The following is a 23,087-nucleotide window of genomic DNA, read 5'->3' on the forward strand; positions in this document are numbered from 1 at the left end:
CTCACTCTTAATTCTATTTTTCTCGTGTTTTCCATTCTCTCTCATGCCTGGAATATTCAGAAAATGTCCTTTTTGTGGAGAGGATGCAATACTGAAGACAATAGAACCGGATTTCAGCAAGGGCGTGTTCAGGAGAATCTTCCGCTGCAGAAATGGGCATGAGTTCGACGAAGAGAGCAGCCTTGAAGAGGAGAAGAGATGGGTAAGGGAGGTTTTCAGCGAGCTGGCAGAGGAACTCCTGAGGAGGAAACAGCTAGATTAGAGCTTTCACTTCCCTAACTTTTTTCATGAATATTTCCCTGAACTCTCTGTCGTTCCACAGGGTTTCAATCACGGCGTCGATCAGTTCTCTTTTCACTTCTTTTTCAAGAATAACTTCAGCGCCTCCATCCAGCGGGAAGAAGCATCGTCTGCAAACTTTATTTGTAGCTGGATTAATCTCGCCGCAGCGCAGGCACTTTTTCGGCATGAGTTTACCATTTTCTTCTTTTTCATCCTCAACCTCCATTCCGTAGAGCTGCAGTATAGCCCTGTCGACATCCCTTCCGCTGAGATGAACATATACAGACGCCATATCACTGTCCTGAACCCAGCCAAAGAACTCCTTCATCTGCGCTTCTGTGAGGAACTTAGCTAAATGCGTTGCCCTTGCATGCCTGAAAGCGTGCGGGTTCACTTTCTTCTTTACCCCTGCTCTCTCTGCAATATTTCTGAGGATTGTGCGGAGAGAGTTGTACGGTATCCTTTTAAAGCTGCTCAGCGAAATCCACAGCCACGCTTCCGGATCATCGCGAAAGGGATGTGAGTTGAGCCACTCAGCCAGATATGGTGTTGAGAGCACTAGCCTTATTCTCCTGTACCCTGTTTTCCCGTGAACAATAGCAACAGCCCCGTACCTGTCAAATGAGATGTTTTTGATTCTCATAGAGAGAAACTCTCCTGCCCTGCAGCCAGATTCGTAGAGAACAGCAACTATTGCTTTGTCTCTTGCGCTCTGCGCAGCATCTATCATTTTCTTTATGTCTTCTTCGTTGAGAATTTCTTCAGGAAGTTTTCTGTTCCTCGGTCCTGTGCATTTTATCCAGGAAACTAGCTCCTCTTTTCCCAGCCATTTGAAGAACTTCTTGATAGAGCGTTTGTAATCGTGCTTTGTCCACTCCGTGAAGGGGGATGTGTGAATCAGTGCAACTACTCTTTTGAGGTCATCCTCTCCTGCGCTGTCAAAATCCTTTCCAAGCCATTCAGCAACTCTCCTGAGAATGTACGCATACTTCTGAACCCTTCCCGCCTTTATTCCCTGTGCAAAGCAGTCGTTGCAGAATTTTTCTATCAGCTGTTTGTTCCTCTGAGAAATGCCTGATTCCCTGAGAAGTCTGATTGCAATCTCGTAGCGTTTTCTGTATGCGTGCACATCTTCCATATCATCAAATGTGCTTTTCACCCGCATATATTGGGGGAGGCTCTGTTAATTGCAAGTGGCGCCGCGGGCCGACAGGAATAACACCTAGCAGAGCCTCTTTCCCCACACAGAGAGTTGATTACAAATCTTTAATACATTAAAATATTTAAAATTATTCAAAATTCAAAAAATGAATTGAATTCATTCTTACGCACTTCACAGTATTGAATTCTGTCATCAATGTCAAATCTGTTTTTGAGAAGAATAAAATAGCTACAAAGAACCATTGAAAGGTTTCTTAGGGTGTAAATTAGACCTTCGTAATTCAGGAAGTCAACATCTTTCTTTAGAAGCTGTGCAATGTGCTCAGAATCGACATCCGTTGCAAAATGTACAAAATAGTTGCTTAGCACTGAGTACGTTTTTTCAAGATTGCTGACAGCATTGACAACTCTATCCTCAAGAAGAACTTTCAAGATCTTGAAGACTGTTTTCATTTCCAGTACATGAAACACTAACCCAAAAGCTTTATGCTCCTCGCAGAATTCACATTTAATGTAGTCTTTCCAGTAGTTAAAGACGGGTTCAATAACATCGCCTTCAGATGGAAATTCCTCAAACTTTATGGGTTCTATTTTTAGATGCTTCTTTTTCTCAGCACATACTTTGCAAATGGATTTATACATTAACATCAGGAAATCGGCTTCGTTCCCCTCTCTGAAAAATCTCTCCCTAAATTCCTGTAGACTTTCTTCATCTTTTTTATTTAGTTCATAAATTTTTTTCAGTTTTGCACTGATGTCATCTTCTGAAACTCGCTGACCTCTCAACAGTTTTTTCCACTCCCTAGGAAGCCAGTAAATTTCAAAAACATTAAATCTTGCAGTACCAAATCTGGAGAGAAGATCTAGACATACAGAGTAAAGTGTATATTCAACTACACGTCTCAACAGTACATTTGCTTGTTGTAAGTGACCAGTGAGAGCAAGCGTTAGTATGCTTCTGATGTCTTCCGATATGAAGCTATGAAGTACATATCCAAAAAAACTCGCATATTCGTAGTCATAATCTCTTAAAATCTCTTCCTGAGTGAAATGGTATTCTTGGTCCCACCAGCTCAGAAAATCCATAATGTAGTTTAAGGCATTTCTGGCATTGTCTGTAATATCTACCTCTCTGACACCCAGAGTTTCTGGTAGCTTTTCTAGTCTTTCTTCTGGCTCAATATCACGGCAAAAATGGATGAACTCAACTCCTGGGAACTCCCCCATATTTAATGAATAATGAGGTAGAACTTAAATTTTTAGCTAGTAGATCTTTGCAATCTACTCTTTACATCTTTAAAAATTCTTCCAAGTAAATTTTAATCATGTACTCACACGAAGATCCAGTTTTCAGGCAGAAGGAAGTTTTGTTTCCGGATTACATTCCGGATCACCTTCCTCACCGAGAAAAGGAGATCAAGGCAGTTTCATCTCTGATAAACTCTGCACTGAAGGATCCAGCAGGCATAGTTAACATCTTCATTTACGGTCCGCCAGGCACGGGTAAAACAGCTTCAATCAAATTCATCTTCAGAAAGCTGGAAGAGGAAACAGCAGCATTTCCTGTTTACATCAACTGCTTTCGTATAAACACAAGAATGGGCGTTATCTACGCGATAATCTTCGAGTTCTTCCGCAAGGTAAGACCAACCCGCAGAATACCATCGCGGAGAGGAGTTGCCTATGATGAGCTCTTCGACCTTCTCGTTTCGGAACTCAGAAAGAGCAGGATATTTCCCGTGATATGCTTCGATGAAGTCGACCATCTTCTTCCAAGAGGTGCAGAGGTGCTCTACGACCTCTCGAGGCTCAAGGAAGAATCCATACCCGTGCAGCTGATCATGATCACCAACGACCAGTTCATTTTCATGAATGTCGACCCGCGGATAAGAAGTTCCCTCCGCCCGGTCGAGGAAATTCCCTACAGAGCATACACCCTCGATGAGATGCGTGAGATAATAAAACTGCGCGTTGAGTTCGCCTTCCAGAAGGATGTTGTAGATGAGAAAGCAGTAGATTACCTTGCGGAGGTTGCCTGCGAGATGGGAGGAGATGTGAGAATTGCAAGAGAGACGCTGCTCAGAGCAGGAGAGCTGGCAAAGAAGGATGGAAAGTTCAGGGTAACGGTTGAGCACATAAAGCAGGCTTTGTCAGAATCCCAGTTCGCAAAGGCAAAAAGCATGGTAGAGCAGCTCTCATCAAAGGAAAGGAAGATAATCTCACTCATTCCGGAGAACGGAATTTTCTATCCAGAGTTCTATGAGCTGTACAGAAAGGTGTATCCTTCCGGGGTGAGGGACAGGATGTTAAGATATTACCTTGAGAGGCTAGCGAGATACGGTCTGATAACAATGGAGAGAAGAGGGATTGGAGGGAGTTATTTTATAAGGTTAAACGTGCCGAGAAAGGTTCTGAACTCTTTTTAGAGGCGGTACAAGTTTTATTAAGGATTTAAGTCAGTATTCTTTGTAGAGGTGGTACTAAATGCCAAGAATAACCAGAAGCATGCCTTTACAGACTGTGGAAAGAATTCTGCAAGAGAATGGAGTTGAAAGAATCTCTAGAAAAGCTTTAGAGGTTCTGTCTGAATTTCTGGAAGGTTTAATACGAGATATTGGGAAAGAGGCAAAGGCGCTCGCAGAGCATGCGGGCAGGAAAACTGTCAAGGAGAGGGATGTCAGATTCGTACTGGAGAGATTGAATCAATAGCGTGAATTTATTATGTAAAATTTTCCATAACGATTTGCATGTTAATAGATGCATTTAGTAAAGATTACTAATCATTTTGATTCTAGACAAAAAATTGACAAAAAATGTTATAACGAACCAAATGGATAAAAAATATCATGGAAGTTAGGCATATTACAGCTCGTTTTGCTTGGCACGATAGTGACTGGAATGGCAAGATATGTAGAAGTCCTTCAGATAATATCTACTGTCGAGGAAACCACTCTTTATTATCAGCTAGACTTCAGAGAAGAATGAATCTTGAAATTGAAAATGAATACAAAGAAAAACCTCTAGGTGAAGTTATAGGAAGTAATGGATACTCTCCACCTTGTTATTGGTTATCGATCCTCATCCATTTTCTGACCTTGAGTGGGCAAAAGAAGATTTTAAATCTGTGGAACCTTTACAAGAAGAACTCGAGGAGTTCTCTATATTCACGTGGTGCTTTAAGTTATCCTTTGCTGAAGAGGGCTCACCTGAAGGAAGATATCCAGCAAATCTTGAAGAGAGGGTCGAGAAATACCTAAATAAGATAATTCCCGGAAAATCTGTAGTATTTTTTTACGCTAATTACAGCAACCCCATTACAGGTGACGACTACAAAAGATTGCTCCTTGGTGCTGCACTTGTTAAAGAAGTGAAACCTCCTAAAAGATACAGATTTCCCAGTGATCTACTGGAAAAGATAAGAAGAGGAAAAGGTATGCAGAATTTCCCTGATATTGCGTGGCAGTTCAGAATAAAACTTGACTATGAAACAGCGTTCGTATTGCCATATAGTAGGTATCTAAAGTGGATTGACGAAGCAAAAGACGATGGGGAAAAAGGGAGGAGACAGAAGCTCTTAACCGAAGTGGCAATACCCATTGATGAGCCAACCTTACAGCCAGCTTTCAAATACGTCTCAATGCAGCTATCACACGATCAGGCACTTTACCTTGTTTACTTATTGAAAAGATCTTGGAAAAGAATGAAAGAACATGGTTTAATTCCTAGAGACATCTTGAACGACATTTCTAATAAACTTGAAAAAATTTTGAGTGAACTCTGGAAACAGAGAGGAAAATATCCTGGATTCAGGAATGCAGTAAAGGTTCTTTTAAAGCATGATTTTGGCGAAAAGTCCGAAGAGATAGCTGAAAAACTTGAGGAATTGATAATTGATAAATTTGGTGATATAACCCCATATCTTGAAAAATCTGAGAAGATTGAAGTTGACGACTACAGGATTAAAAAAGCTCTAGATAAGCTTGGGAAAGAGAAGGAAAAGCTCGCTTTCATTTCTCTCTTTGACTTCTCAGTTCTGCAAATGGAAAGGGTAATGGAAATAATTGATAGAAAAGGCTTCAGAACTGTAAAGACAAATCCATATTTGCTGGTAGAGGAATATACGCACGACCAGAAAGAAGACTGGCTTTTAGATCAGAGCGATCCCGGCATTGACGTTTATAATATTGATATGGCTCTTATTCCAGATCCCAATTTTGCTGAATGGTATTTTGAAGGATTCGATGCAACCTCTCCTTTTAGAATTAGAGCTATCATCTCAAAAATTCTCTTAGAAACTGCACTTTTTACGGGAGATACATATCTTACTAGGGGAGAAATTCTAGAGGAAATCAAGGACTATCCACTGTATTATATTGGTGAAGATCTACAAATAGAAGAGTCAAAGCTCAGGGATTATGAAGCATTACAGACATTCAAAGAAAAATTCGTCTTAGATACTGAGCCAGAAACAGGTGAAACCATCTACCAGCTTAAGTTAATCAGAAATGTCGAGGAAACCATTGAAAAATTCATTAAAACTATGCTCAAGAAGAAATATTCTATTTCCACTGATGATGAGACTTTCATCCATGAAGCGATAAAAGATGACCTCTCACGAGCACAAATAGAAGTCGATGAAGATTCTCTGAAAAAGGAAAGAGGGCTACTGTATCGAAATGCGTTTGAAAATGGTCTCTTCATCGTATCTGGAGGGGCAGGAACTGGGAAAACTCAAGCTATCATTAATCTGATAAAACATTTCAGAAAAAAGGAGAAAGGACGGATATTTGTTTTTTCACCAACAGGAAAGTCGAATCTGGTAATTAGGAATAGATTGAGGGATTTAGGCCTACACAATGATCCCATGGTCAAAGTTTCCACAATTCATAGGTTTTTATATGGGGGATTAATTGATTCCATGAGGGAGGCTGGAATTAGCATTAACAGGTATTTTGTCGATATTAAAAAATTGAACGAATTTATTACAAAAATACTGGACGGAAAAATAAACATATTTGTTGAGTTCCAAAAACTGGCAGCCAGATGGAAATTCAATCCGTCTGTTGTGATACTTGATGAAGCCTCAATGGTAGATGAAGTCACTTTAGCTGTTTTGTTTTCTATGATAAATGAGCAATCATTAAAACATCTCATTTTGGTTGGAGACGTAAAACAATTACCTCCGATTGGGGCGGGAAGACCGTTCTCTGACATAATATTCTTCCTCAAAAAAGAAGGATACGAAGAAAACATGGTGTGTTTAAAGAATAATCTGAGATTTTTGCCAAATTCATCCATTGGCGGACTTTCTGGCATCTTTGCAGATGATGAAAAACCGACAATTCAAGAACTGGAACACTTCTGCGTCCAAAATGATGATACAATGGAAATTATCAGTTTCAAAGAGCTGGAAGATCTGAAGAAAACTTTACAAAAAATACTTGCGAAGATTTCTGGAAAAGACCACTCTGATAGAAGTTTGTTCGAATTATTCAAGGAAGTCTTCAAGGATGGAGAGAACATTGAATACGTTCAAGTACTCACCCCAAGAAGGGTTGGCGAGTTCGGGAGCTGGGGTCTGAACTTGAAAGCTGTTATGGAGGGGCGATCTGGCATTCTACCCGGTTCTAAACTCATCTGTGAAGAAAATATCTACATAGATGTCGAGAAAGCTGGTAGAAAACAGAGAGTACTTGGATTGGCAAATGGGTCTATAGGATATCTAAAAGAAAATAGATATCTCAAGTTTAGGGAGATTGGGGAAATATACCAAGAATACGGTAAAAGTGGTGGCTACCAGATTGTTGAAAGAATTCGACAAGATATAGAAAATCCACTAAAAACTGATAGGAGTATAGATTTAGCATACGCAATCACGGTGCATAAATCTCAGGGAAGCGATTTCGATTACGTTATTCTTGTTCTTAAGGATGTAACATCATTTGTTACTCGAGAACTCATTTATACTGCTTTAACGAGAGCGAAGAAGAAAATTTATCTTCTTATTCATGAGGATCTTGCAGGAGAACTGCCTTTCATTCTATGGGAAATCTATCAAAACTCTGCAACAGAGAAAATCAAAACTATGCTTTTCAACGCCAAGAGATCGCCATTCAGACCTTATCTTCTTGAACTCAGAGACGGAAGGAAGATTACAGTAAGATCTAAAATTGAGTATGTTATTGCAAAAACTCTTGATGAACTCGGAATAGAGTTTGAGTATGAGCCAGAAGATTTCCGTGATAAAAGAATATATCCCGATTTCAGAATCAGCATTAATGGTGAAATCTACTACTGGGAACATTTGGGTAGACTTGATGACTTGAGCTATCGTGAACGCTGGATCAGAAAACTTTGGATTTACCGAAACCTCGGCTTGGAAGATCAACTTATCACAACAACCGAATCTGAAGAAGTTTCAAGCATAGAGAATGCGGTGCAACAGATAATTGAGGATTTGAAAAAAGGAAAACCGAGAACCACAGAAGACGGTTATCCGTCTAAACACCATTATGAACTGTAGCAACTGAGAAAAGACTTTCCTCAAACTCAAACCTCCACTCTCCTTTCTTTAACTTTTCTCTTAGCTCTTTTACCGTGATTTCTCCTCTATTAAGCATCTCCTCAACACGCTTCCACTCATCCTCGTGCCTGTACCGCCTTCCCGTTATCTCGCTGATAAGCCTGTCAACAGCCGAGAAGTAGAGAGTCATTATTCCAAGTCTCCTCGCGATGTGCAGAGCCTCATTGTTCCAGCCAAGACCGATCATCAGGGGGAGAACGTTTCTGCTATCCCCAAAGGCAGCTTTTATCCTGTCATCGAAAGCTGTAACGTCTTCGGGCTTAACCATCCTGTACTTGCACTCGATGGGTATGATTATGTCGAGCGATTGCCTTCCGCCTGCCATGATGTCAAAGGGATAGAAGGTTCCCCTTATCAGCACATCGAATTCAAGTTTTCTGCCGTTCTCAGTCACAATCCAGACATTCGTCACCCTCTCATCCCTGAACACGAAGGGAAGGGAAAATTTTGAGAGAGCAGGACTGTCAGCCCTGCTGCATATGATCTCGAATAACCTTGCAACAAGCTTCTCGTAAAAGCTGCCTATTACCGTCTTGATGTTAACTCTTGCAAGCGACTTCCTCACAGCTATTTTCAGTGCATCAACCCAGTCAGATTCGAGATCAACGAGAAAGCTCTCATAACCAAAGCCGGACTGCGATCTTGGAACAACATAGCCCAGCCAGTCAATGAATGAGTCTCTCCTGAATTCAGGAACAGAAACGTGAACCTCCATTTTCCCGTTTTCGGTCTCAACCCTGATATCAACCGGTATGTACTTCGCAACCCTCTTTAAATGGTACTTCGCTTCATCAGGAGTTGCTGCGATTTCGGAAAGCACCCTGCTAAGCGGCACCGCTTTTTCGCTCTTAACAAGATCTCTTGCAGTCCTGAGCAGTACACTCTTCCTTATGTACTCCTCCCTGTAATTTTCGAGCTGCTCGTCCGTGAAGTACCAGACCCACTTTCCGTCAAGCTTCAGTCCTCGAAGCCCCTCTTTACGCAGTGGCTTGAGAACAGCCCTTGTGATGGAGCTCACCGCATTGTAGAAATCGCGCCTTGTCTCGATTTTATATGCATTATACCTCCTGCATATCTCGTCGACTATCTCGCCGGCTGTCATTGCCCTCTCAGAGTTCTTCAGCACTTCCAGGATCATCTCCTTCTTCGGTTTTTCCTTCACCCTCTCGGCATAGCTTATGAATCTGACAGAGACAGCATTCCCGTTCACCTGAAAGCTCAGGGTTTTTCCCGCACAGTCAGCGGGAGCGTAGAAGTACACATTCACAGTCCTGCTCTTAACACTCGCGTAAGGTGAGGCGGGATAGTTCTCGAGTTTGACCTGCTTTTCGGATCTGGAAAGCTCACCTTTTTTGAAAAGCTCTCTCAGAGCATGCTCTATCTGGTCGGTCTTCCTCCAGCCACGGGATTTTACAACATCTCTTTTCTCCACGACGTTGAAGGCCTCTTTCAGGTCACCTATGTGAATCGGTCTTTTCTTTTTCTCATGAAGCTCCAGAAGTTTTTCAAGCACAGACTTCTGGGTAATTCGCATGTCATTTTCTCTACCCTTAGACAGTTCAGGGATCACGTGACGCTTCGGGTGACAGCTTCTCAGAAAGCTGCTGTTCGAGCCCATCAGTGTACACTAATCCGGTCCATGGTTTTTTCCTTGTAATCGGGTGATTTATCGAATGCAGGAACTCTATAAGCTTAGTTTCGAAGAAATGGCTCAGATTGGAGATATCTTTTCTGGCAATGTATGAGTTCGAGAGGATGGTTAGAAGAATAAGAAATAGAAGAGCATATCTATGACGAGGAAATGCGGAGGGCTTCTCCTAAGAGAAGAGATTTTTGTTCATGGGGACTGATTAGAAATCGAAAAATTTAAAATAGTATGCCGTAGGTATCCTTAAACACTATAGTACGTGTAAATTTTTAAGAGGATATCCGTGATGGGTGATGAACCAAAAAAAATCTGGCTAAAAATTGATGGAAAAGTAGTTGCCGATGGCAGGATTGAAATCTACACATTCGGCAATTTATTGGTAAATTTACAAAAGATAATTAACATCATCTCTAGATACAGATGGATACGTCGTAAAAAGGATGAATTTAAGCTGTTTTTTAACGCAAATCTCTAAAGGAAGTGTACTTGCTGAATTTCAACCACAATATTACTATTCTTACGATATGGAAAAGGTCGCCCCCCTCAATATCGTCATAGACGAATTTTCGGAGCTGGTCACAACCTTAATTAGAGATCCAGAAGAATTTAAGAGATCTATTGAAGAAAAAATCCCTCTACCCAACAGGCGGGTACAATTCCTTCAGAACTTGAAAAATATCTGGTCTAAAGAGAAATATCACGTCTATACTGCTGCTGACACGAAAGAACCGAAGAATTTTATTTATCTGGACCCATCTCGTGAAGAATACATAGAGAGTCTCATAAAAGAGTACAAGGGCGAAGACCAAGTATCTCTTAGAGGCGTGATTATAAGGATTAAGGGGGATGACTCAAGACATTTTGTGGTTGAGACCACTACTGGGGAAAAAGTCAAATGTTATTATCACCCAGACTTAGAGAGTCGTGTAAAGAAATTTTACAAAACACCTGTTTATAGTAGAAGGGTTTCTAAGGAAGGGAGCTAAAACTGCTGAGATAAAAAAGTTGTCTAAAATTGAACCATTTACTATGTACCTTACCGACAGAATTGGTAGATTTGAACTCAAAACTTCTGTAATATTCAATGTTTCTTATGATGCACAAGAAGGCCTGTGGTGTATCGGAAATGAAGAACTTGCGTTAGGAGGGTACGGATCAAGTTATCAAGAAGCCCTACTGGATTTGGAGTCGAGTTTAGAATCGCTAATTATAGGATTTCTCAGTATCCCAGACGAGAAACTAAACGATAAATCAAAAGGAATAAAGTCCAAATTATTGAAGTATCTTGATTTAGAGCAACTCAGAAATTCCTACGATTTAGTTCTAAAAACTTGATGTGAGGTCTCGAAAATGTCTTTGAAAAAAGACAGAGTAATCAAAAGTCTGACAGGTAAGGGCTTCGTGGAAATAGTAGATAGAAAACGCGACCACAGGATTTTTTGCCTTAGAGATCCTCAAGACCCTGACAAATACATTCCTCACATCCGAACGCAAGTAAGCATGGGTAGCAGAAAATACAAGGCTTTATCCGAAGATTTAGTCTCAAAAATGAGGAAACAATTGCATTTCGATAGTAAAAAACAGTTTCTTGACTTTCTTAAGTGCGATTACACCCTCGAGGAGTATTATGCCTTACTGAAGGCCAAGGATTTTGATCTAATTATCCCTCTTATCAAATTCAGAAGCTCTAATTAGGTTCATGAACTTTCTAATAGTTATTTCATCTGGAACCAACTTCATTTTTCCCCATGCTGCCATGTACTGCTCATAGATTTCAGAGGGGAGTTTTTCATCATAACTAACGTTAAAGTTTGTCAGTATTGTGCTGTTTTTTAATTGCTAAGATATTAAGCAATGGAAACTGCTTTTATGTGTTCAAGAAAAAAGAGAAGAACCTCGAGCTACCGAAATCCACAGAAAGGTGTGAATACCTCTGTTTGAATAGGCTTCTCTAAGCTATTTCATTAACTTCAAGCTCTCAGCAGGTCTGAAGACCTCAAGCCCAGTCTTGGCGTAGATTTCTTCCAGTGCTTCAAGTATTCTCTCGTAGCCAAGCATCTCGGCAATATCGAAAACGCCTGCAGGAGAGTTAGTTGCCAGCTTGTAAACCTCATTGACCGTCTCTCTGTCTGCAATCTCATCCTCCACTATCCTAAACGCTTCATTAACGATTGCAGCAATGAGGGGAGTTAAGTCTGCTGGCTCAGCCTCTGATATGATTGCCTTTCCGTCAACCCACTTGTAAAACCCTTCTCCCGTCTTCTTCCCCAGCTTTCCCCACTCAATCATCTTTTTGATGATTGTTTCCGTCACCTTGAATCCAGCAAATTTTTCTCCATACACCTCTCTGTAGCTCATCAGAACGTCGTATACAACATCAAGACCTATTAGATCGAGAGTTTCGAAAAAGCCAAAGGGGGAGCCAAGATTTTTCATTGCTGCATCTATCTCCTCCGGACTGTAGTAGAGGAGGCAGTAGCCAACTCCCGCACCAGCGGCACCGAGAATGCGATTCAACACATGTCCTCTGCACTCTTTTTTGAGCATGATCGGTGATTTTCCAATATACTTCGCTATCTCTACGGCTTTTGCAACAACATCCTCTGCCACCCTCTCCCCGCCAACCTCAACAAGCGGCATGAGTATCGGAGGGTTCGAGAAATGGAAAAGAGTTAGTCTTTCAGGCTTTCTTAGATGTATCGCCATCTCAGAGGGTTTAAAGCTTGAGGAGTTGGTTGCGAGAATCGTGTCTTCTCCAACAATCTCTTCAACCCTTTTTAGAAGCTCTATTTTGTCCTTAAGTCTTTCCTTTATGCATTCAACAACAAAGCTACAACCCTTAAGTTCTTCCAGATTCGTTGTATACTTTATCTTGGAGACCAAATCTTCTTTTCTCTTCAACCCGGCCTGCTCAAGCTCCTCTAAACACTCCCCTCTGTGTCTTTCCTTAGCTCTCTTCAACACATCTTCACTAACGTCAACAAGAACCACATCATAATCGGCATTGGCAAAAAGGGCGGCTATCGCAGCACCCATCGTTCCTGCCCCAACAATACCCACTTTCATATTCTCACTCTCAAACATTTATTTATGATAGTTTCGGTTTTTGTGCCACATTGTTGTTACACCACTGCCATACTGGATCGTGTGGAAGTTTAAGTCGAGAAAATAAACGACTTTCTGGCCATTTACAGTATAACTACCGATCCATCTCGACTGATAGCTATCCTCATTTTTCCAACAACCTTCCTACCACGAAGTTTGCCGCCACAGTTGTCAACCAAGTATTTTAGCAATACCGGTCCGCTCATTGATATTTTTATCCCCATCTCATCTCCTTTTTTGTAAATAACTCCCGGCACATCGTAAATATCTGTCTCAGGATGAATTTCAACCACCGTTTCATACATAAGACTCTCCAAGAGCTTTATGGTGTTGTAAGCTCTCTCTACGTTCCTCTTCGCCGACTTTTCGATTGCACATATGTTGCTCTTCGTGGTTCCCAAATCTCTTGCTATCTTTTCCAGAGTTTCACCCTTAAGTCTTCTCACATACACTTCCAGTTGCCTTTCCGTCAGGAAAGTATCGTTAAACGATTTCATTTAACAAAAGCTTTAAGTTCAGTATTTAAGGGTAACGATAATGTCAAAACGTATAATTCTACCAATCGGAATCATGCTGATCCTCGGAATTTTTATCGGCTGGTATGCGGCAGGGCTTTTCCATCCAACAGGTGAAGAAAGAATTGTTGTTTTTGCAGGAGCCGCAGCCACACCCGTTTACGAGGAGGCTGCAAAGCTGTTTGAAAAGAGGTATGGTATAAAAGTTGAGCTGATACTGAGCGGTTCGGGTAAAGTGCTGTCTGCGATGACAATAACAAAAAGAGGTGATCTGTTTATTCCCGGCTCACCAGAGTATATGCTTAAAGCCATGCGGCAAGGCGTGGTGGATAACTCGACGGTCCAAAAACTCGCTTACTTGATGCCAGCAATAATAGTACAGAAGGGGAATCCGAAAAACATAACATCTCTGGAGGACTTGTCCAAGCCGGGGGTGAGGGTTGGAATTGGCGATCCTCAATCGGTTTGCGTGGGCTTGTACGCAAAGGAGATTCTGGAGAGATCCGATTTGTGGGAAAGGGTTAAACCGAACATAGTGACCTACGCTCCAAGCTGTTCCGCAACAGCTTCACTCATACCAACGAAATCAGTAGATGCCATCGTTGGATGGCATGTTTTCCACTACTGGTATCCGAACAAGTCAGAGATAGTGTGGATAAAGCCTGAAAGAATACACAAGATATCTTGCATAACGGGGACTGTTACAAATTTTACGCAAAATAGAGAAGGAGCCCTGATGTTTCTGGAGTTCTTGAAGTCAAAGGAAGTTAAGGAGATATGGAGAAAATACGGGTATTTCGCGACTTTTGAGGAGGCAAAAGTACATGCACCAAACGCTACGACTGCGATTTGAGAATTTTGTCTTCAGAGCAATTACTACGCTCAGCCTCTTTCTTCTGCTATTTTTTGCAACTTCAATTGTCCTCTCGATATACATATTTACAGAGCCTCTTGCAATTGTATCCTCTTTACTCTCTCCCGAAATCCGGTTTGCCGTCTTTCTTTCTGTAACAACTTCAACAACTTCTACGCTACTCGCATTGCTGGTCGGTTTGCCTGCTGCATACGCTCTGTCCCGACTAAACATTAAAGGGAAAAACATAATTGAATCAATCTTAAACATTCCAATCGCTTTACCACCAGTAGCCATCGGTGCTGCGCTCCTAATATTTTTCACAAACACACCATCTGGTATCTTCATAAATAGAATTCTGAACGTTGTGTATGAGGTTCCAGGAATAATCATTGCTCAGTTCAGTGTTGTTACACCTTACATCATCAGACTGACTAAACCTGTATTTGACAAAATTGATCCCAGATACGAAAAAATTTCAAGGAGTTTTGGTTATTCTTCGTTGGAAACGTTCTTTAAGGTAACAATACCGCTTGCGAGAGTTGGTATTTTAAGTGCGACCACTCTGGCGTGGGCGAGAGCAATGGGGGAGTTTGGAGCGACTGTCACCTTGGCGGGAGCTACCAGATACAAAACGGAAACACTCCCGATCGCAGTATACCTCAACCTGGCTCAGGCAGATATCCACAAGGCCATGGCAACAATACTTGTACTGATTCTCGTGGCGCTTGTGGTATTCGTGGTTCTGCAAACAACAGGCGGTGGTGAAGAGTTATGATTAAACTGCAAAACGTCACGGTTGTGCTGGGCGACTTTCTTCTGAAAGCGAATTTGGACGTGCAGAATGGGGAAGTTGTCGCGATCTTTGGACCAAATGGCTGCGGAAAGACGACGTTGCTTGAAACAATTGCCGGTTTTTACAAACCCACACATGGTCGCATAATAATAAATGGTAGAGACGTAACGAGAGAGCCTCCAGAAAACAGAAATGTTGGATACGTGCCTCAAGATTTGTTGCTCCTTCCTCACCTGACTGTAGTGGATAACATAAAATTTGCTACGAGGAACAGAATTTCTGAAAGTAGAATTGCAGAACTTACGCGGATGTTTTCTATAGATAAATTACTTAACAGATTCCCCAGAACGCTAAGCGGAGGAGAGAAACAAAGGGTGGCAATTGTAAGAGCGATCGCCCGAAATCCCGATATTCTACTTCTCGACGAGCCTTTTTCATCAGTTGACCATAGCACAAAACTCGAACTTCAGGAAAAATTCAGGAAGATTTACCGCACGCTAAATATTCCGGTAATTCATGTAACTCACGACCTTGATGAGGCAGAATATCTTGCAGATCGTGTTATCTTCATGAAAGATGGTAAAATCATTGATGAATAGAGTTATTCTTAATAGAGTTATCCTTAAACGAAATGTCAAAGTTGCATAACCAGCTTTATCGTGACTGCTTGAATCTTTAATCCCGATCTTTAATCCCGAATGGGAAAAAATTAAAGTCTCCACTCCTTCACAACCTTATCAGGCCTCAGACCCATGTCATACTGCATGTATGCTCCCAGCAAAACGTCTTTGACTTCAATCTTGTGCACTGGATCGGAGAGAGAGGGAGAATCATAAAGAACGGTGGTCTCTCCACCCCATATTCTCTTCGTTCCGAGCTTCACGTGATGGTATGTCACCCTCTCCTCGTCATCTTCGTGTAGCCTAATGTATCCATACCATTTGACGAGCTGAGCTAAACCGTCTCCTCCCTCAATCGGTGGAAGAAGCCTGATTGAGTATATTGGCGTAGCCTCCTGCAAGAATGCCTCAACCATAGCGTCAGGTATTCTCTGTTCGGGCTTGATGGTTATGGACAGAAGTCTCTTACCCGGTGGCCTTTCCAAATAACCCATCACGAGATCATTGTATTTCACGATCCCCATTTTGGCAAATTTCTTCGGAGCGCCCACGACCTCTCTTCCACCCGCCATTGCTGCATCGTTGTCTACGTAGATGTAGGGCAAGTAGTAGGCAAGCTCACCCTCAAAATCCACCTGAATCAACGTGAACATCTCATAGTACGGGCCGAGAGTTGAGAATGGATAGTGGGCTATAAAGATTGCTGCGTTTGGAGGTTTAGCAGCTAACTCCATTCCTTCAGGCAGCAATCCCTCAACATCCTCAGTTGTTGTGAAAAAGGCCATGACACACTCGCAGTTAAGATATTCAGTTACAGCATCCCTTGCAACCATCCCTGCACCTAATGCACCATACAAGCTTGCATCTAAAGGGATAGAGAGACCCTCTCTGCTTCTTTTCAGCATTGTTTCACCATCAGTATTCTCTTAAAATGTCAACAAATCCGAGCTTCATGTCAAACTGGAAGTACACGGCGGTCATGAGACTGTCAATTTCAACCTTGTGAACAGGATCAATTACCGACGGCGAGTCGTAAGTCACCGTTCCCGGTCCATTGAATATCACTTTCTCTCCATTCGGATCAACGTGGAAATCAATCTCAGCATACCACTTGATAAGCTGCGTAACACCACCCTTTCCCTTTATTGGTGGAAGATGTCTTACAGAATACAGGTAGGTTGGTTTGGGAAGTACGAAGTCAATCAAGCCACCGGCAGCCCGCGTGTTCGGCTTCATGACGAAGGTTACAAGTCTCTTTCCGGTAGGTCTTTCAAGGTAGCCCATCACAACATCGTTCTCCTTTACCAGACCAATCGTAGCCAGTTTCTTTGGTGCTCCGGCAAGCTCTCTGCCAGCAGCAAGAGCAGAATCGTTCGTTACGTAAATGTATGGTATATAGTAACCCATATCTCCCTGCTCGTCCTCAACCTGAATCACGGTAATGTACTCATGATACTCCCCAACAGTGCTGAAGGAGTAATGGGATATCCATATCCCACCCTGAGCCGGTTCGCTGTAGGGCTTGAGACCTTCTGGTAGCAAATCGCTGATGTCATTCTTAATTGTAAAAAACCCAGTTATGGCATCACAATTCCTATACTCAATCCCCCTATCCTCATCCACCTCATAAAGAGGCGAATCAAACGGAATTCCCCTCAACATAACACATCACCTCTCAAAATGATCCATCAACTTCGTTATATGTTCAACATCGTAATAATCTTTCTCGTAGTTCGAGATAACGTCATCTGCAGCCTCCAAACTCAAAACTTCTACCGTTCCATCCTCAATTAGCATACATCTCGCATCTCTAAAAAGCTTCTCGATTATGAACTCCTTGCTCAAGCCATAAGCCCCAAAAATCTGGACTGCTTCATGCGCAACTTCGAATGCAACTTTTTTAGCATATATCTGCGCTGCCCTTGCATGTCTTGGTGATGCATCTGTTGTTTTCTGTTCTATAACCTTTCTGTGAGTATATTCAGTTGCTTTTCTAACATAATAACGAGCTGTCTCGATTTTCTCGAACATCTCGTAAAGTTTGAGCTTTATGTTCTTGTGCTTGACAATTGGCACACCACCCTGAACCCTCTGCCTCGCATAGTTCAAAGCCTCTTCAAAGCAAGCTCTTGCTAACCCAACTGCAAAGGCGCCCATTCCGCAGCTTGTTAAACATAGCAACTGGTCGGCAAACACACCGTAGAAGAATCCGGGAGCAACGATAGTGTAATGGTCGGGAATCCTTACATTGTCGAAGAATAGCTCTCCCTGAGGATCATCACGCATTCCAAGCATATCAACTGGCTTACCCTTCTTCACTCCATCGAGGTCAAGTGGGACAAGGCAGAAGGCTCCGTCAGCGAAGAATTTCGCATCCTTGATCTGAGCATGGAGTCCACAGTGTGTGGCAACTGGCGCGGAAGACACCCATGCAGATTTCTGTCCATTGATGACCCACTCATCTCCATCTTTCTCTATGATGACGTTGCCTTTACCAAACTTTCTGAGTAGATCCGGTTCCTCTCTTAAAGCTATTAGGTAATCACTGCCATGTTCAGGTTCCGTAACTCCCCAACACCCGTGATACTTCCCTTTGTCGTCCTCAATCCAAGGTATGACTGCCTCCTCGTAAAGCTTCTCTGATCCAAATAGTGCTGCCGTTGCAAAGGGTATCTGGTCAACACCTATGGCTGTGGCAAGCCCAAGACTGCCCCAACCGAGTTCCTCGAATATCATGTAGCGCTGAAGAGGTGTCAAACCCAGTCCGCCCTTCTCTTCTGGTAGATTTATTTTGTGGTATCCAAGCTTTTTCATCTGCTTGAAAACCTTAAAGTAGGGCGAATCTGGCTTAATCCTGTCTTCAGGACTCATTCTGTCCAGCTCTACGGATGCGGGTCTCATCACCTCGGCAGCAAATCTATGAACCTCCTCTTTGAGCATCTTATCTTCTTCAGTAAGCTCATCTAAATCAAGAAACTTTGGCATGTTTTTCCCCTTTTAAAATAAAAAATTAAGATTCGATTGGAATTGAAGCCATCAACTCAGTGAATTTTCTTACAGCGGCCATGTTGCGCATCATGTAGCCCATATCACCCTGCAGTTTTAGCTTTCCACTCACAACAAGTGTTATGGCATCTGCCTTACCCATAACAAGCTGCTTGAATACTGAATACGGGCCAATAAGTTTAAACTTCGCATCCTCGTGCTCTCCCGGAGCAGCTACCTCGATATTTCTCAACTCACCATGCCAGAAGTCCATCCAGAGATTTAGCGATGCTCCCTTTGCAGCGTCTAATACGACTTTTGGATCCATTTCAGCAATTTTTTTGGCAAGCTCATCAACATTCACACTGCTTATGTCCATGTCAACTGAAAGACCGAGAGCTATTAGCAACCCCTCGTTTACAGTTCCCTTGAACCTTTCCCTCTTTTCCTTCGGAATGCTGTCCAGCATTTCAAGAAAGCCCTTTAAAATCTTCGGGTTCTGGAAGTCCTTCAGAGCCTCCTCATCCAACTCTACAACGCACAGGTAGTCGCCTTCCCAGTTTGCAGCCACCTTCTTATATTCTTCATCGCTGTTCACTTTCTTATAGAGTTCTTCCATCCATTCCTTTGACGGATAAACCACTGCCATGTGCACTTCTAATAATGAGCAAATATTTTAACTTTTTGACATTACACTGATTAAAAATTAGTTTTCCAACGCATAAATTAACATGCAGAAGTATATATGTGTATATTTACTCATAAACGCGGTTTTTTGAGTATTATGTTGAAACCATGACTATAGATTGAGTAATCAGTTTTTAACCCGAATTTAGACTCCGCGAAATGTTTCACCGCTTTGCAGAAAATTTCACTGAGATTTTTCCCTACATTGGATCTGACAAGCACGTGAACTTCATCCCCCTCGTCGTTTATTTTTACATCCGACGCCCAGTTTCTTGCAAGAAGAGCAACTTTGAGGAAATTCACAGCCTCCTCAAAAGATATCTTGCTCAGAGGTTTGCCGTAATACCACTCCAACATAAACTCAATCTCATTCTCCTTTACAGCCTTCTCGACGTCACCACTCGCAGCATGTTCAGCACTTTCAAACCCGATAGCGACCATACCAACCTCTTTCATCATTCTAATCAGAAGGTGATCCAGTTCTGTAACTTCACCCATTTCCTTTGCGTAGAGATACTTTACCGCCTCCTCAATAAGTTTATTCAAATGACCATATTTTGGGAGTAGCTTTTTGATTATACTGCTGTAAATTTCAGAATCCAATGTGGTTTGAATTCTGACTTTTCTTGAATTCATCATAATTTTCTTAACCTACAGAAATAAAAGTTTTTGTTGTTGAATTTTATAATCTACTAACTTAAATAATCAACTTACATTATAATGATGATGGGAAAAGTTTAAATTACAAAATTACAAGTAATTAATAATGGATCAAATACAGGTGCTCAAGACTGCCGATATACCAACTGGTATTGTTCTCCTCGACAGAAGACTTGACGGTGGACTCCCTCAAGGTAGCTTTGTGTGTGTTTATGCAGACCCAATTGCGATGCCTGAAGCTTTTCTGTATCAATTTGCGACCGTTATGAAAAGTTATTACTTTACAACTAACAGATCCTCGAAGTTTGTCAAAATGGATATACAAAAGCTGGGTTTGGATGCTGAATACGTCAATTTTGTTGACGTTTATACCCAGTACTATCTGAACGAATACGGGCAATTCGTTGTGGAGGATAAATACAGGGACAAGGAGATTTTCGATTTTGTGGACGATCAGCTTACAAAAATAACTGAAGAAGGTGGAGAGTTTAATATTATCTTTGATTCTCTATCATTTTTCCTGAATCTCTCAGTGGAGTGGGGACTGAAGGATTGGTTGCTGAACAAGCTCTATACAATCTCTAAGGAAAACGGAACTGTTGTTTATTGCTATCTCGTCAAAAATCTTCATCCAGTAAAGGTCGTTAACAAGGTTCTCGACATCTCGGACGTTGTTTTCGACATCGAGTCGGAGAGGGTTGGAGAGAGAATAGTGAGTAAGTTTGCAGTTCCGAAGTTAAGGGGCAAGAGACCTGTGAGCGAATACTTCAGGTTCTACGTCGAAGAGGGTGTTCAGGTCGATACTTCGAGGGATATTGCGTAAATCAAAATCAACACTGAGAGCAGAAACACCGCAATATCTTTTATTTCCGGTTGCCTCAATTCACCCACAGCCCTATAGCTGAAGCTTTTTGAATAAAGGGATTCCGAGATGCTTATTGCCCTGAGGATCGTTGTTGACGTGAAGGCCTTGAGAAGTCTGTAGTACCCCTTTATGCCCTTTGAGTTGTGAATTTCCCTGATGTTGTTGAAATCGGACACAAGCAAGGGCAGCATGGAGATTGCTAAGGATACCACGCTAACAACCCTTTGAGGCACTTTGAAGTATAGCAGAGCGCCGGTAATCTCCTTTATGTTGGTCGAATAAATTAATGCTCCTGCTGAGATTACAGCCATGAAGGCAAGCAGACTTTTGACTACCTGAAATCCGAAAAAAATTGCAGTTATAGCAAAAAAGACATAGAAGGGGAGAAAGGCCTTTAGGACTTTCAGCGACCTACCCGAAGTTACGATTGCTGATAACGTTATGATTAGCAAAGACACCTCAATAGCCATCGCTGAGATATACACGGAAAGGGAAAGGATTACTGCTGAGGTCAAACAAACTCTACCCTCCCTTCCTCCTCCCCTTAAGCCTTCCTTGAGAGAGTTGATTATCACAACTCTATCCTCCAATCGCAGTATTTCACAAGTTCTTCATCATGTGTCGCTATTACTGCAGTTTTGCCGCACTTCCTCAGCAGACACACGAGCTTTTTTCTAAAATTGATGTCCTGCGCAGCACTTGGTTCGTCGAGGAGCAGAATTTTTGCTTTAAAGGCTTTGGCAATTGCTACCCTCCTCATCTGTCCACTGCTGAGGGACTGTGGATGTCTGTTTTTTATGCCTTCAAGCCCGAATGCCGTAACAACCTCCCTGTTTACACCTTCAACCTCCTTTTCCACCGTATTTTCTGTTAGGTGATAGGGGGGATGTTGCAAAAGGATGGAGAAGTTGATTCCCTTTCTCCGCATATCCTTCGCAATGCCTTTCAGCATCATCGTCTTTCCAGCGCCGTTATCACCTGTGATAGCTACAATCTCCCTCTCCCTGAGTTCCAAAATTCCGTTATAAACAACATCTCCCTTCTCTGTTTCTGGAATATCAATATTCTCAATTTCAAGCCCAAGATTAACGGTTCTATCAAAATACTTCTCAAATTCAATTCGGTGCTCCGATACAACATGCTTTAAATTCTTGATTATTTTTATAACTCTTAAAGCATTTCTCCTACTCAGATGAGCGAATGGTTCGTCTAAAACAATGAATTTACTACCCGAAGTGATTGCAGCAGCAATTTCAACCAGCTGAAGTTCACCCGTTGATATTTCATAGGTTTTCCTGTTTGCCAGATGACCAATTCCAATCTCTTCACAAACCTCTTCCGCCTCTCTTTTAGCCTCCGAAGCCTTTTTTCCCTGCTGAATTGATGGATAAGCCACTTCATCAATGACATCGAGGCAGGTCACCATCTCTTCAGGATTCTGCTTGATGTAGTAGATATCTCTCGGATTTGGCTTATTTCCAAAAGCCCTAATAAATCCATCGAGCTTACCACCGTAGAATTCGGGAATTAGACCGTTCATCATCCTCAAAATAGTTGTTTTGCCTGAACCTGTCCTTCCCTTCAGGAACTCACAGCCCTCAAACTTTTCTGAAAAACATTCCAACCCAAGCCTTCCGTTAGGATAAAAATAAGAATTAACACTGAATTCAATCAATTTCAATCCCCCTCTCCTTAAGCATCTCGTGAACGTAGCGATAAACGAGCACAGCAAGTAAATGATCAACAAAGAAGTCCTGTGGTAGAAATATTAGAACTGTTGCTGTAAACACAATCAAAAATGGATCAGAGAGGTTGAAACCAAAGGTTTTTGCTGCACTATCTGCCCATCCAAGCAGTTTTGCATCTCCAACAGCGAAGCTATAGAACACCGCAAATCCGAGAAGATAAGTTGGAATTACTGCTATCAGCGTTGATAGCCACAGCATAATAACCTCCTTTGTAACTCCCTTTCTCCAGATCATCTTCCTCAGCAAACCTGCCAGAAATGCCGATATTGCGAATCCGTAGATGAAACCTGCTGTAGGGCCAAGTAAAACACCCAGCCCACCACCTCCAGCTGCAAAGGGAAGGGAAAGGGCTATCAGGGCCACATATACCAACAAAGCCAGAAGCCCATACCATGGCCCAAGTAAGAATCCTGAAAGCATAACCCCAAAGTTCTGCATCGTATACGGTATAGGACCAATCTTGAAGTTCAGCTGAGCACTTATTGCCGTGATCAAAGCCATCGCTATCGCCAGCACAACCCTTTTAATATCGTCAACCATGAATTAAATTAGGTTTACAAAAAATAAAAGTTTTGCGCT

25 protein-coding genes are annotated in these 23,087 nt (G+C 42.0%); 12 read left to right on the top strand and 13 right to left on the bottom strand.

The window, feature by feature from the left end; genetic code table 11:
* Nucleotides 1-43 precede the first annotated feature (43 nt).
* Complete coding sequence (locus BP688_RS09190) at nt 44-262, top strand: hypothetical protein (protein WP_290596529.1); 219 nt, start codon at nt 44-46, stop codon at nt 260-262.
* Here the strand turns inward: BP688_RS09190 and BP688_RS09195 are convergent.
* Nucleotides 254-1,420 (bottom strand): tyrosine-type recombinase/integrase, encoded by a 1,167-nt coding sequence (locus BP688_RS09195; protein ID WP_290624609.1) that lies wholly within the window; start codon nt 1,418-1,420, stop codon nt 254-256. The two genes, BP688_RS09190 and BP688_RS09195, sit on opposite strands and share 9 nt — an antisense overlap.
* A 155-nt stretch (nt 1,421-1,575) precedes the next feature.
* On the bottom strand, nt 1,576-2,670 hold the full coding sequence (locus tag BP688_RS09200) for a hypothetical protein (RefSeq protein ID WP_290596531.1): 1,095 nt from the start codon (nt 2,668-2,670) through the stop codon (nt 1,576-1,578).
* A gap of 98 nt (nt 2,671-2,768) precedes the next feature.
* On the opposite strand from BP688_RS09200, the gene BP688_RS09205 reads away from it, so the two are divergent.
* From BP688_RS09205 to BP688_RS09215, 3 genes are all read left to right on the top strand, one after another.
* The gene (locus BP688_RS09205) at nt 2,769-3,869 is read left to right on the top strand and encodes a Cdc6/Cdc18 family protein (protein WP_290623965.1); all 1,101 of its coding nucleotides are present in this window, start codon (nt 2,769-2,771) and stop codon (nt 3,867-3,869) included.
* A gap of 58 nt (nt 3,870-3,927) precedes the next feature.
* Entirely contained in the window at nt 3,928-4,152 is a 225-nt protein-coding gene (locus tag BP688_RS09210) for a histone family protein (protein WP_290623963.1), read from the top strand.
* A gap of 349 nt (nt 4,153-4,501) precedes the next feature.
* Nucleotides 4,502-7,966, top strand: a complete 3,465-nt coding sequence (locus BP688_RS09215) for an AAA family ATPase (protein ID WP_290623962.1) — start codon at nt 4,502-4,504, stop codon at nt 7,964-7,966.
* Here the strand turns inward: BP688_RS09215 and BP688_RS09220 are convergent.
* The gene (locus BP688_RS09220; protein ID WP_290623960.1) at nt 7,944-9,644 is read right to left on the bottom strand and encodes a hypothetical protein; all 1,701 of its coding nucleotides are present in this window, start codon (nt 9,642-9,644) and stop codon (nt 7,944-7,946) included. The two genes, BP688_RS09215 and BP688_RS09220, sit on opposite strands and share 23 nt — an antisense overlap.
* Before the next feature lie 316 nt (nt 9,645-9,960).
* Here BP688_RS09220 and BP688_RS09225 point away from each other — a divergent pair, with 316 nt between their 5' ends.
* From BP688_RS09225 to BP688_RS09240, 4 genes are read left to right on the top strand one after another with little or no spacing between them, the layout of a single operon-like run.
* Entirely contained in the window at nt 9,961-10,149 is a 189-nt protein-coding gene (locus BP688_RS09225) for a hypothetical protein (protein ID WP_290596762.1), read from the top strand.
* A 49-nt stretch (nt 10,150-10,198) separates the two neighbouring features.
* Nucleotides 10,199-10,660 (top strand): hypothetical protein, encoded by a 462-nt coding sequence (locus BP688_RS09230; RefSeq protein ID WP_290623958.1) that lies wholly within the window; start codon nt 10,199-10,201, stop codon nt 10,658-10,660.
* A 19-nt stretch (nt 10,661-10,679) separates the two neighbouring features.
* Entirely contained in the window at nt 10,680-11,009 is a 330-nt protein-coding gene (locus BP688_RS09235) for a hypothetical protein (protein WP_290596761.1), read from the top strand.
* Nucleotides 11,010-11,024: 15 nt separating this feature from the next.
* Nucleotides 11,025-11,369, top strand: a complete 345-nt coding sequence (locus tag BP688_RS09240) for a hypothetical protein (protein ID WP_290596760.1) — start codon at nt 11,025-11,027, stop codon at nt 11,367-11,369.
* 261 nt (nt 11,370-11,630) lie between these two features.
* On the opposite strand, the gene BP688_RS09245 is transcribed toward BP688_RS09240, so the two are convergent.
* Together BP688_RS09245 and BP688_RS09250 are read right to left on the bottom strand one after the other, a co-directional pair.
* The gene (locus BP688_RS09245; RefSeq protein WP_290623956.1) at nt 11,631-12,740 is read right to left on the bottom strand and encodes a 3-hydroxyacyl-CoA dehydrogenase; all 1,110 of its coding nucleotides are present in this window, start codon (nt 12,738-12,740) and stop codon (nt 11,631-11,633) included.
* A 122-nt stretch (nt 12,741-12,862) separates the two neighbouring features.
* Nucleotides 12,863-13,276, bottom strand: coding sequence for a Tfx family DNA-binding protein (locus tag BP688_RS09250; RefSeq protein WP_290596758.1), 414 nt, complete (start codon nt 13,274-13,276; stop codon nt 12,863-12,865).
* A gap of 40 nt (nt 13,277-13,316) precedes the next feature.
* On the opposite strand from BP688_RS09250, the gene modA reads away from it, so the two are divergent.
* The 3 genes from modA to BP688_RS09265 are packed head-to-tail and all read left to right on the top strand — an operon-like array spanning nt 13,317 to nt 15,542.
* Entirely contained in the window at nt 13,317-14,147 is an 831-nt protein-coding gene (gene modA / locus BP688_RS09255) for a molybdate ABC transporter substrate-binding protein (protein WP_290623954.1), read from the top strand.
* Entirely contained in the window at nt 14,119-14,925 is an 807-nt protein-coding gene (locus BP688_RS09260) for an ABC transporter permease (protein WP_290597470.1), read from the top strand. Before modA ends, BP688_RS09260 begins: the two co-directional genes overlap by 29 nt.
* The gene (locus tag BP688_RS09265; RefSeq protein ID WP_290597469.1) at nt 14,922-15,542 is read left to right on the top strand and encodes an ABC transporter ATP-binding protein; all 621 of its coding nucleotides are present in this window, start codon (nt 14,922-14,924) and stop codon (nt 15,540-15,542) included. The genes BP688_RS09260 and BP688_RS09265 overlap by 4 nt, the downstream gene beginning before the upstream one ends.
* 110 nt (nt 15,543-15,652) lie before the next feature.
* Here the strand turns inward: BP688_RS09265 and BP688_RS09270 are convergent, their stop codons facing one another.
* The 5 genes from BP688_RS09270 to BP688_RS09290 form a co-directional block, all read right to left on the bottom strand.
* On the bottom strand, nt 15,653-16,468 hold the full coding sequence (locus tag BP688_RS09270; protein WP_290623952.1) for an acetoacetate decarboxylase family protein: 816 nt from the start codon (nt 16,466-16,468) through the stop codon (nt 15,653-15,655).
* A gap of 10 nt (nt 16,469-16,478) precedes the next feature.
* Complete coding sequence (locus BP688_RS09275) at nt 16,479-17,225, bottom strand: acetoacetate decarboxylase family protein (RefSeq protein WP_290597467.1); 747 nt, start codon at nt 17,223-17,225, stop codon at nt 16,479-16,481.
* A gap of 6 nt (nt 17,226-17,231) precedes the next feature.
* Entirely contained in the window at nt 17,232-18,548 is a 1,317-nt protein-coding gene (locus tag BP688_RS09280) for an acyl-CoA dehydrogenase family protein (protein WP_290623951.1), read from the bottom strand.
* Between the two features lie 25 nt (nt 18,549-18,573).
* Nucleotides 18,574-19,197 carry an SCP2 sterol-binding domain-containing protein gene (locus BP688_RS09285; protein WP_290597465.1) on the bottom strand — a complete coding sequence of 208 codons (624 nt, stop codon included), beginning with the start codon at nt 19,195-19,197 and terminating at the stop codon, nt 18,574-18,576.
* Between the two features lie 110 nt (nt 19,198-19,307).
* Nucleotides 19,308-19,871: a hypothetical protein gene (locus tag BP688_RS09290; protein ID WP_290597464.1), complete on the bottom strand. Its 564-nt coding sequence runs from the start codon at nt 19,869-19,871 to the stop codon at nt 19,308-19,310.
* A gap of 130 nt (nt 19,872-20,001) precedes the next feature.
* On the opposite strand from BP688_RS09290, the gene BP688_RS09295 reads away from it, so the two are divergent.
* A complete protein-coding gene (locus tag BP688_RS09295) occupies nt 20,002-20,718 on the top strand; it encodes an RAD55 family ATPase (protein ID WP_290597463.1) in 717 nt (238 codons plus the stop codon).
* Here BP688_RS09295 and BP688_RS09300 read toward each other — a convergent pair.
* From BP688_RS09300 to BP688_RS09310, 3 genes are read right to left on the bottom strand one after another with little or no spacing between them, the layout of a single operon-like run.
* Nucleotides 20,688-21,335: an energy-coupling factor transporter transmembrane component T family protein gene (locus BP688_RS09300; protein ID WP_290597462.1), complete on the bottom strand. Its 648-nt coding sequence runs from the start codon at nt 21,333-21,335 to the stop codon at nt 20,688-20,690. The genes BP688_RS09295 and BP688_RS09300 overlap by 31 nt on opposite strands.
* The gene (locus BP688_RS09305) at nt 21,332-22,435 is read right to left on the bottom strand and encodes an ATP-binding cassette domain-containing protein (RefSeq protein ID WP_290624611.1); all 1,104 of its coding nucleotides are present in this window, start codon (nt 22,433-22,435) and stop codon (nt 21,332-21,334) included. The genes BP688_RS09300 and BP688_RS09305 overlap by 4 nt, the downstream gene beginning before the upstream one ends.
* Nucleotides 22,428-23,048: a biotin transporter BioY gene (locus tag BP688_RS09310; RefSeq protein ID WP_290597460.1), complete on the bottom strand. Its 621-nt coding sequence runs from the start codon at nt 23,046-23,048 to the stop codon at nt 22,428-22,430. Before BP688_RS09310 ends, BP688_RS09305 begins: the two co-directional genes overlap by 8 nt.
* Nucleotides 23,049-23,087: the final 39 nt, after the last annotated feature.

The sequence above is a fragment of the Archaeoglobus sp. UBA230 genome, assembly GCA_002507545.1.
In the GTDB taxonomy this organism is placed as follows: Archaea; Halobacteriota; Archaeoglobi; order Archaeoglobales; family Archaeoglobaceae; genus Archaeoglobus.

Excerpts from the sequence above, each read along its gene's own strand:
- BP688_RS09250 (WP_290596758.1), bottom strand. The coding sequence starts at position 13,276 with ATGAAATCGTTTAACGATACTTTCCTGACGGAAAGGCAACTGGAAGTG.
- BP688_RS09260 (WP_290597470.1), top strand. The coding sequence starts at position 14,119 with ATGCACCAAACGCTACGACTGCGATTTGAGAATTTTGTCTTCAGAGCA.
- BP688_RS09220 (WP_290623960.1), bottom strand. The coding sequence starts at position 9,644 with ATGGGCTCGAACAGCAGCTTTCTGAGAAGCTGTCACCCGAAGCGTCAC.
- BP688_RS09225 (WP_290596762.1), top strand. The coding sequence starts at position 9,961 with ATGGGTGATGAACCAAAAAAAATCTGGCTAAAAATTGATGGAAAAGTA.
- BP688_RS09280 (WP_290623951.1), bottom strand. The coding sequence starts at position 18,548 with ATGCCAAAGTTTCTTGATTTAGATGAGCTTACTGAAGAAGATAAGATG.
- BP688_RS09190 (WP_290596529.1), top strand. The coding sequence starts at position 44 with ATGCCTGGAATATTCAGAAAATGTCCTTTTTGTGGAGAGGATGCAATA.
- BP688_RS09295 (WP_290597463.1), top strand. The coding sequence starts at position 20,002 with ATGGATCAAATACAGGTGCTCAAGACTGCCGATATACCAACTGGTATT.
- BP688_RS09265 (WP_290597469.1), top strand. The coding sequence starts at position 14,922 with ATGATTAAACTGCAAAACGTCACGGTTGTGCTGGGCGACTTTCTTCTG.
- modA (WP_290623954.1), top strand. The coding sequence starts at position 13,317 with ATGTCAAAACGTATAATTCTACCAATCGGAATCATGCTGATCCTCGGA.
- BP688_RS09205 (WP_290623965.1), top strand. The coding sequence starts at position 2,769 with ATGTACTCACACGAAGATCCAGTTTTCAGGCAGAAGGAAGTTTTGTTT.
- BP688_RS09245 (WP_290623956.1), bottom strand. The coding sequence starts at position 12,740 with ATGAAAGTGGGTATTGTTGGGGCAGGAACGATGGGTGCTGCGATAGCC.
- BP688_RS09230 (WP_290623958.1), top strand. The coding sequence starts at position 10,199 with ATGGAAAAGGTCGCCCCCCTCAATATCGTCATAGACGAATTTTCGGAG.
- BP688_RS09275 (WP_290597467.1), bottom strand. The coding sequence starts at position 17,225 with ATGTTGAGGGGAATTCCGTTTGATTCGCCTCTTTATGAGGTGGATGAG.
- BP688_RS09200 (WP_290596531.1), bottom strand. The coding sequence starts at position 2,670 with ATGGGGGAGTTCCCAGGAGTTGAGTTCATCCATTTTTGCCGTGATATT.
- BP688_RS09195 (WP_290624609.1), bottom strand. The coding sequence starts at position 1,420 with ATGGAAGATGTGCACGCATACAGAAAACGCTACGAGATTGCAATCAGA.
- BP688_RS09270 (WP_290623952.1), bottom strand. The coding sequence starts at position 16,468 with ATGCTGAAAAGAAGCAGAGAGGGTCTCTCTATCCCTTTAGATGCAAGC.
- BP688_RS09290 (WP_290597464.1), bottom strand. The coding sequence starts at position 19,871 with ATGAATTCAAGAAAAGTCAGAATTCAAACCACATTGGATTCTGAAATT.
- BP688_RS09310 (WP_290597460.1), bottom strand. The coding sequence starts at position 23,048 with ATGGTTGACGATATTAAAAGGGTTGTGCTGGCGATAGCGATGGCTTTG.
- BP688_RS09240 (WP_290596760.1), top strand. The coding sequence starts at position 11,025 with ATGTCTTTGAAAAAAGACAGAGTAATCAAAAGTCTGACAGGTAAGGGC.
- BP688_RS09285 (WP_290597465.1), bottom strand. The coding sequence starts at position 19,197 with ATGGCAGTGGTTTATCCGTCAAAGGAATGGATGGAAGAACTCTATAAG.
- BP688_RS09210 (WP_290623963.1), top strand. The coding sequence starts at position 3,928 with ATGCCAAGAATAACCAGAAGCATGCCTTTACAGACTGTGGAAAGAATT.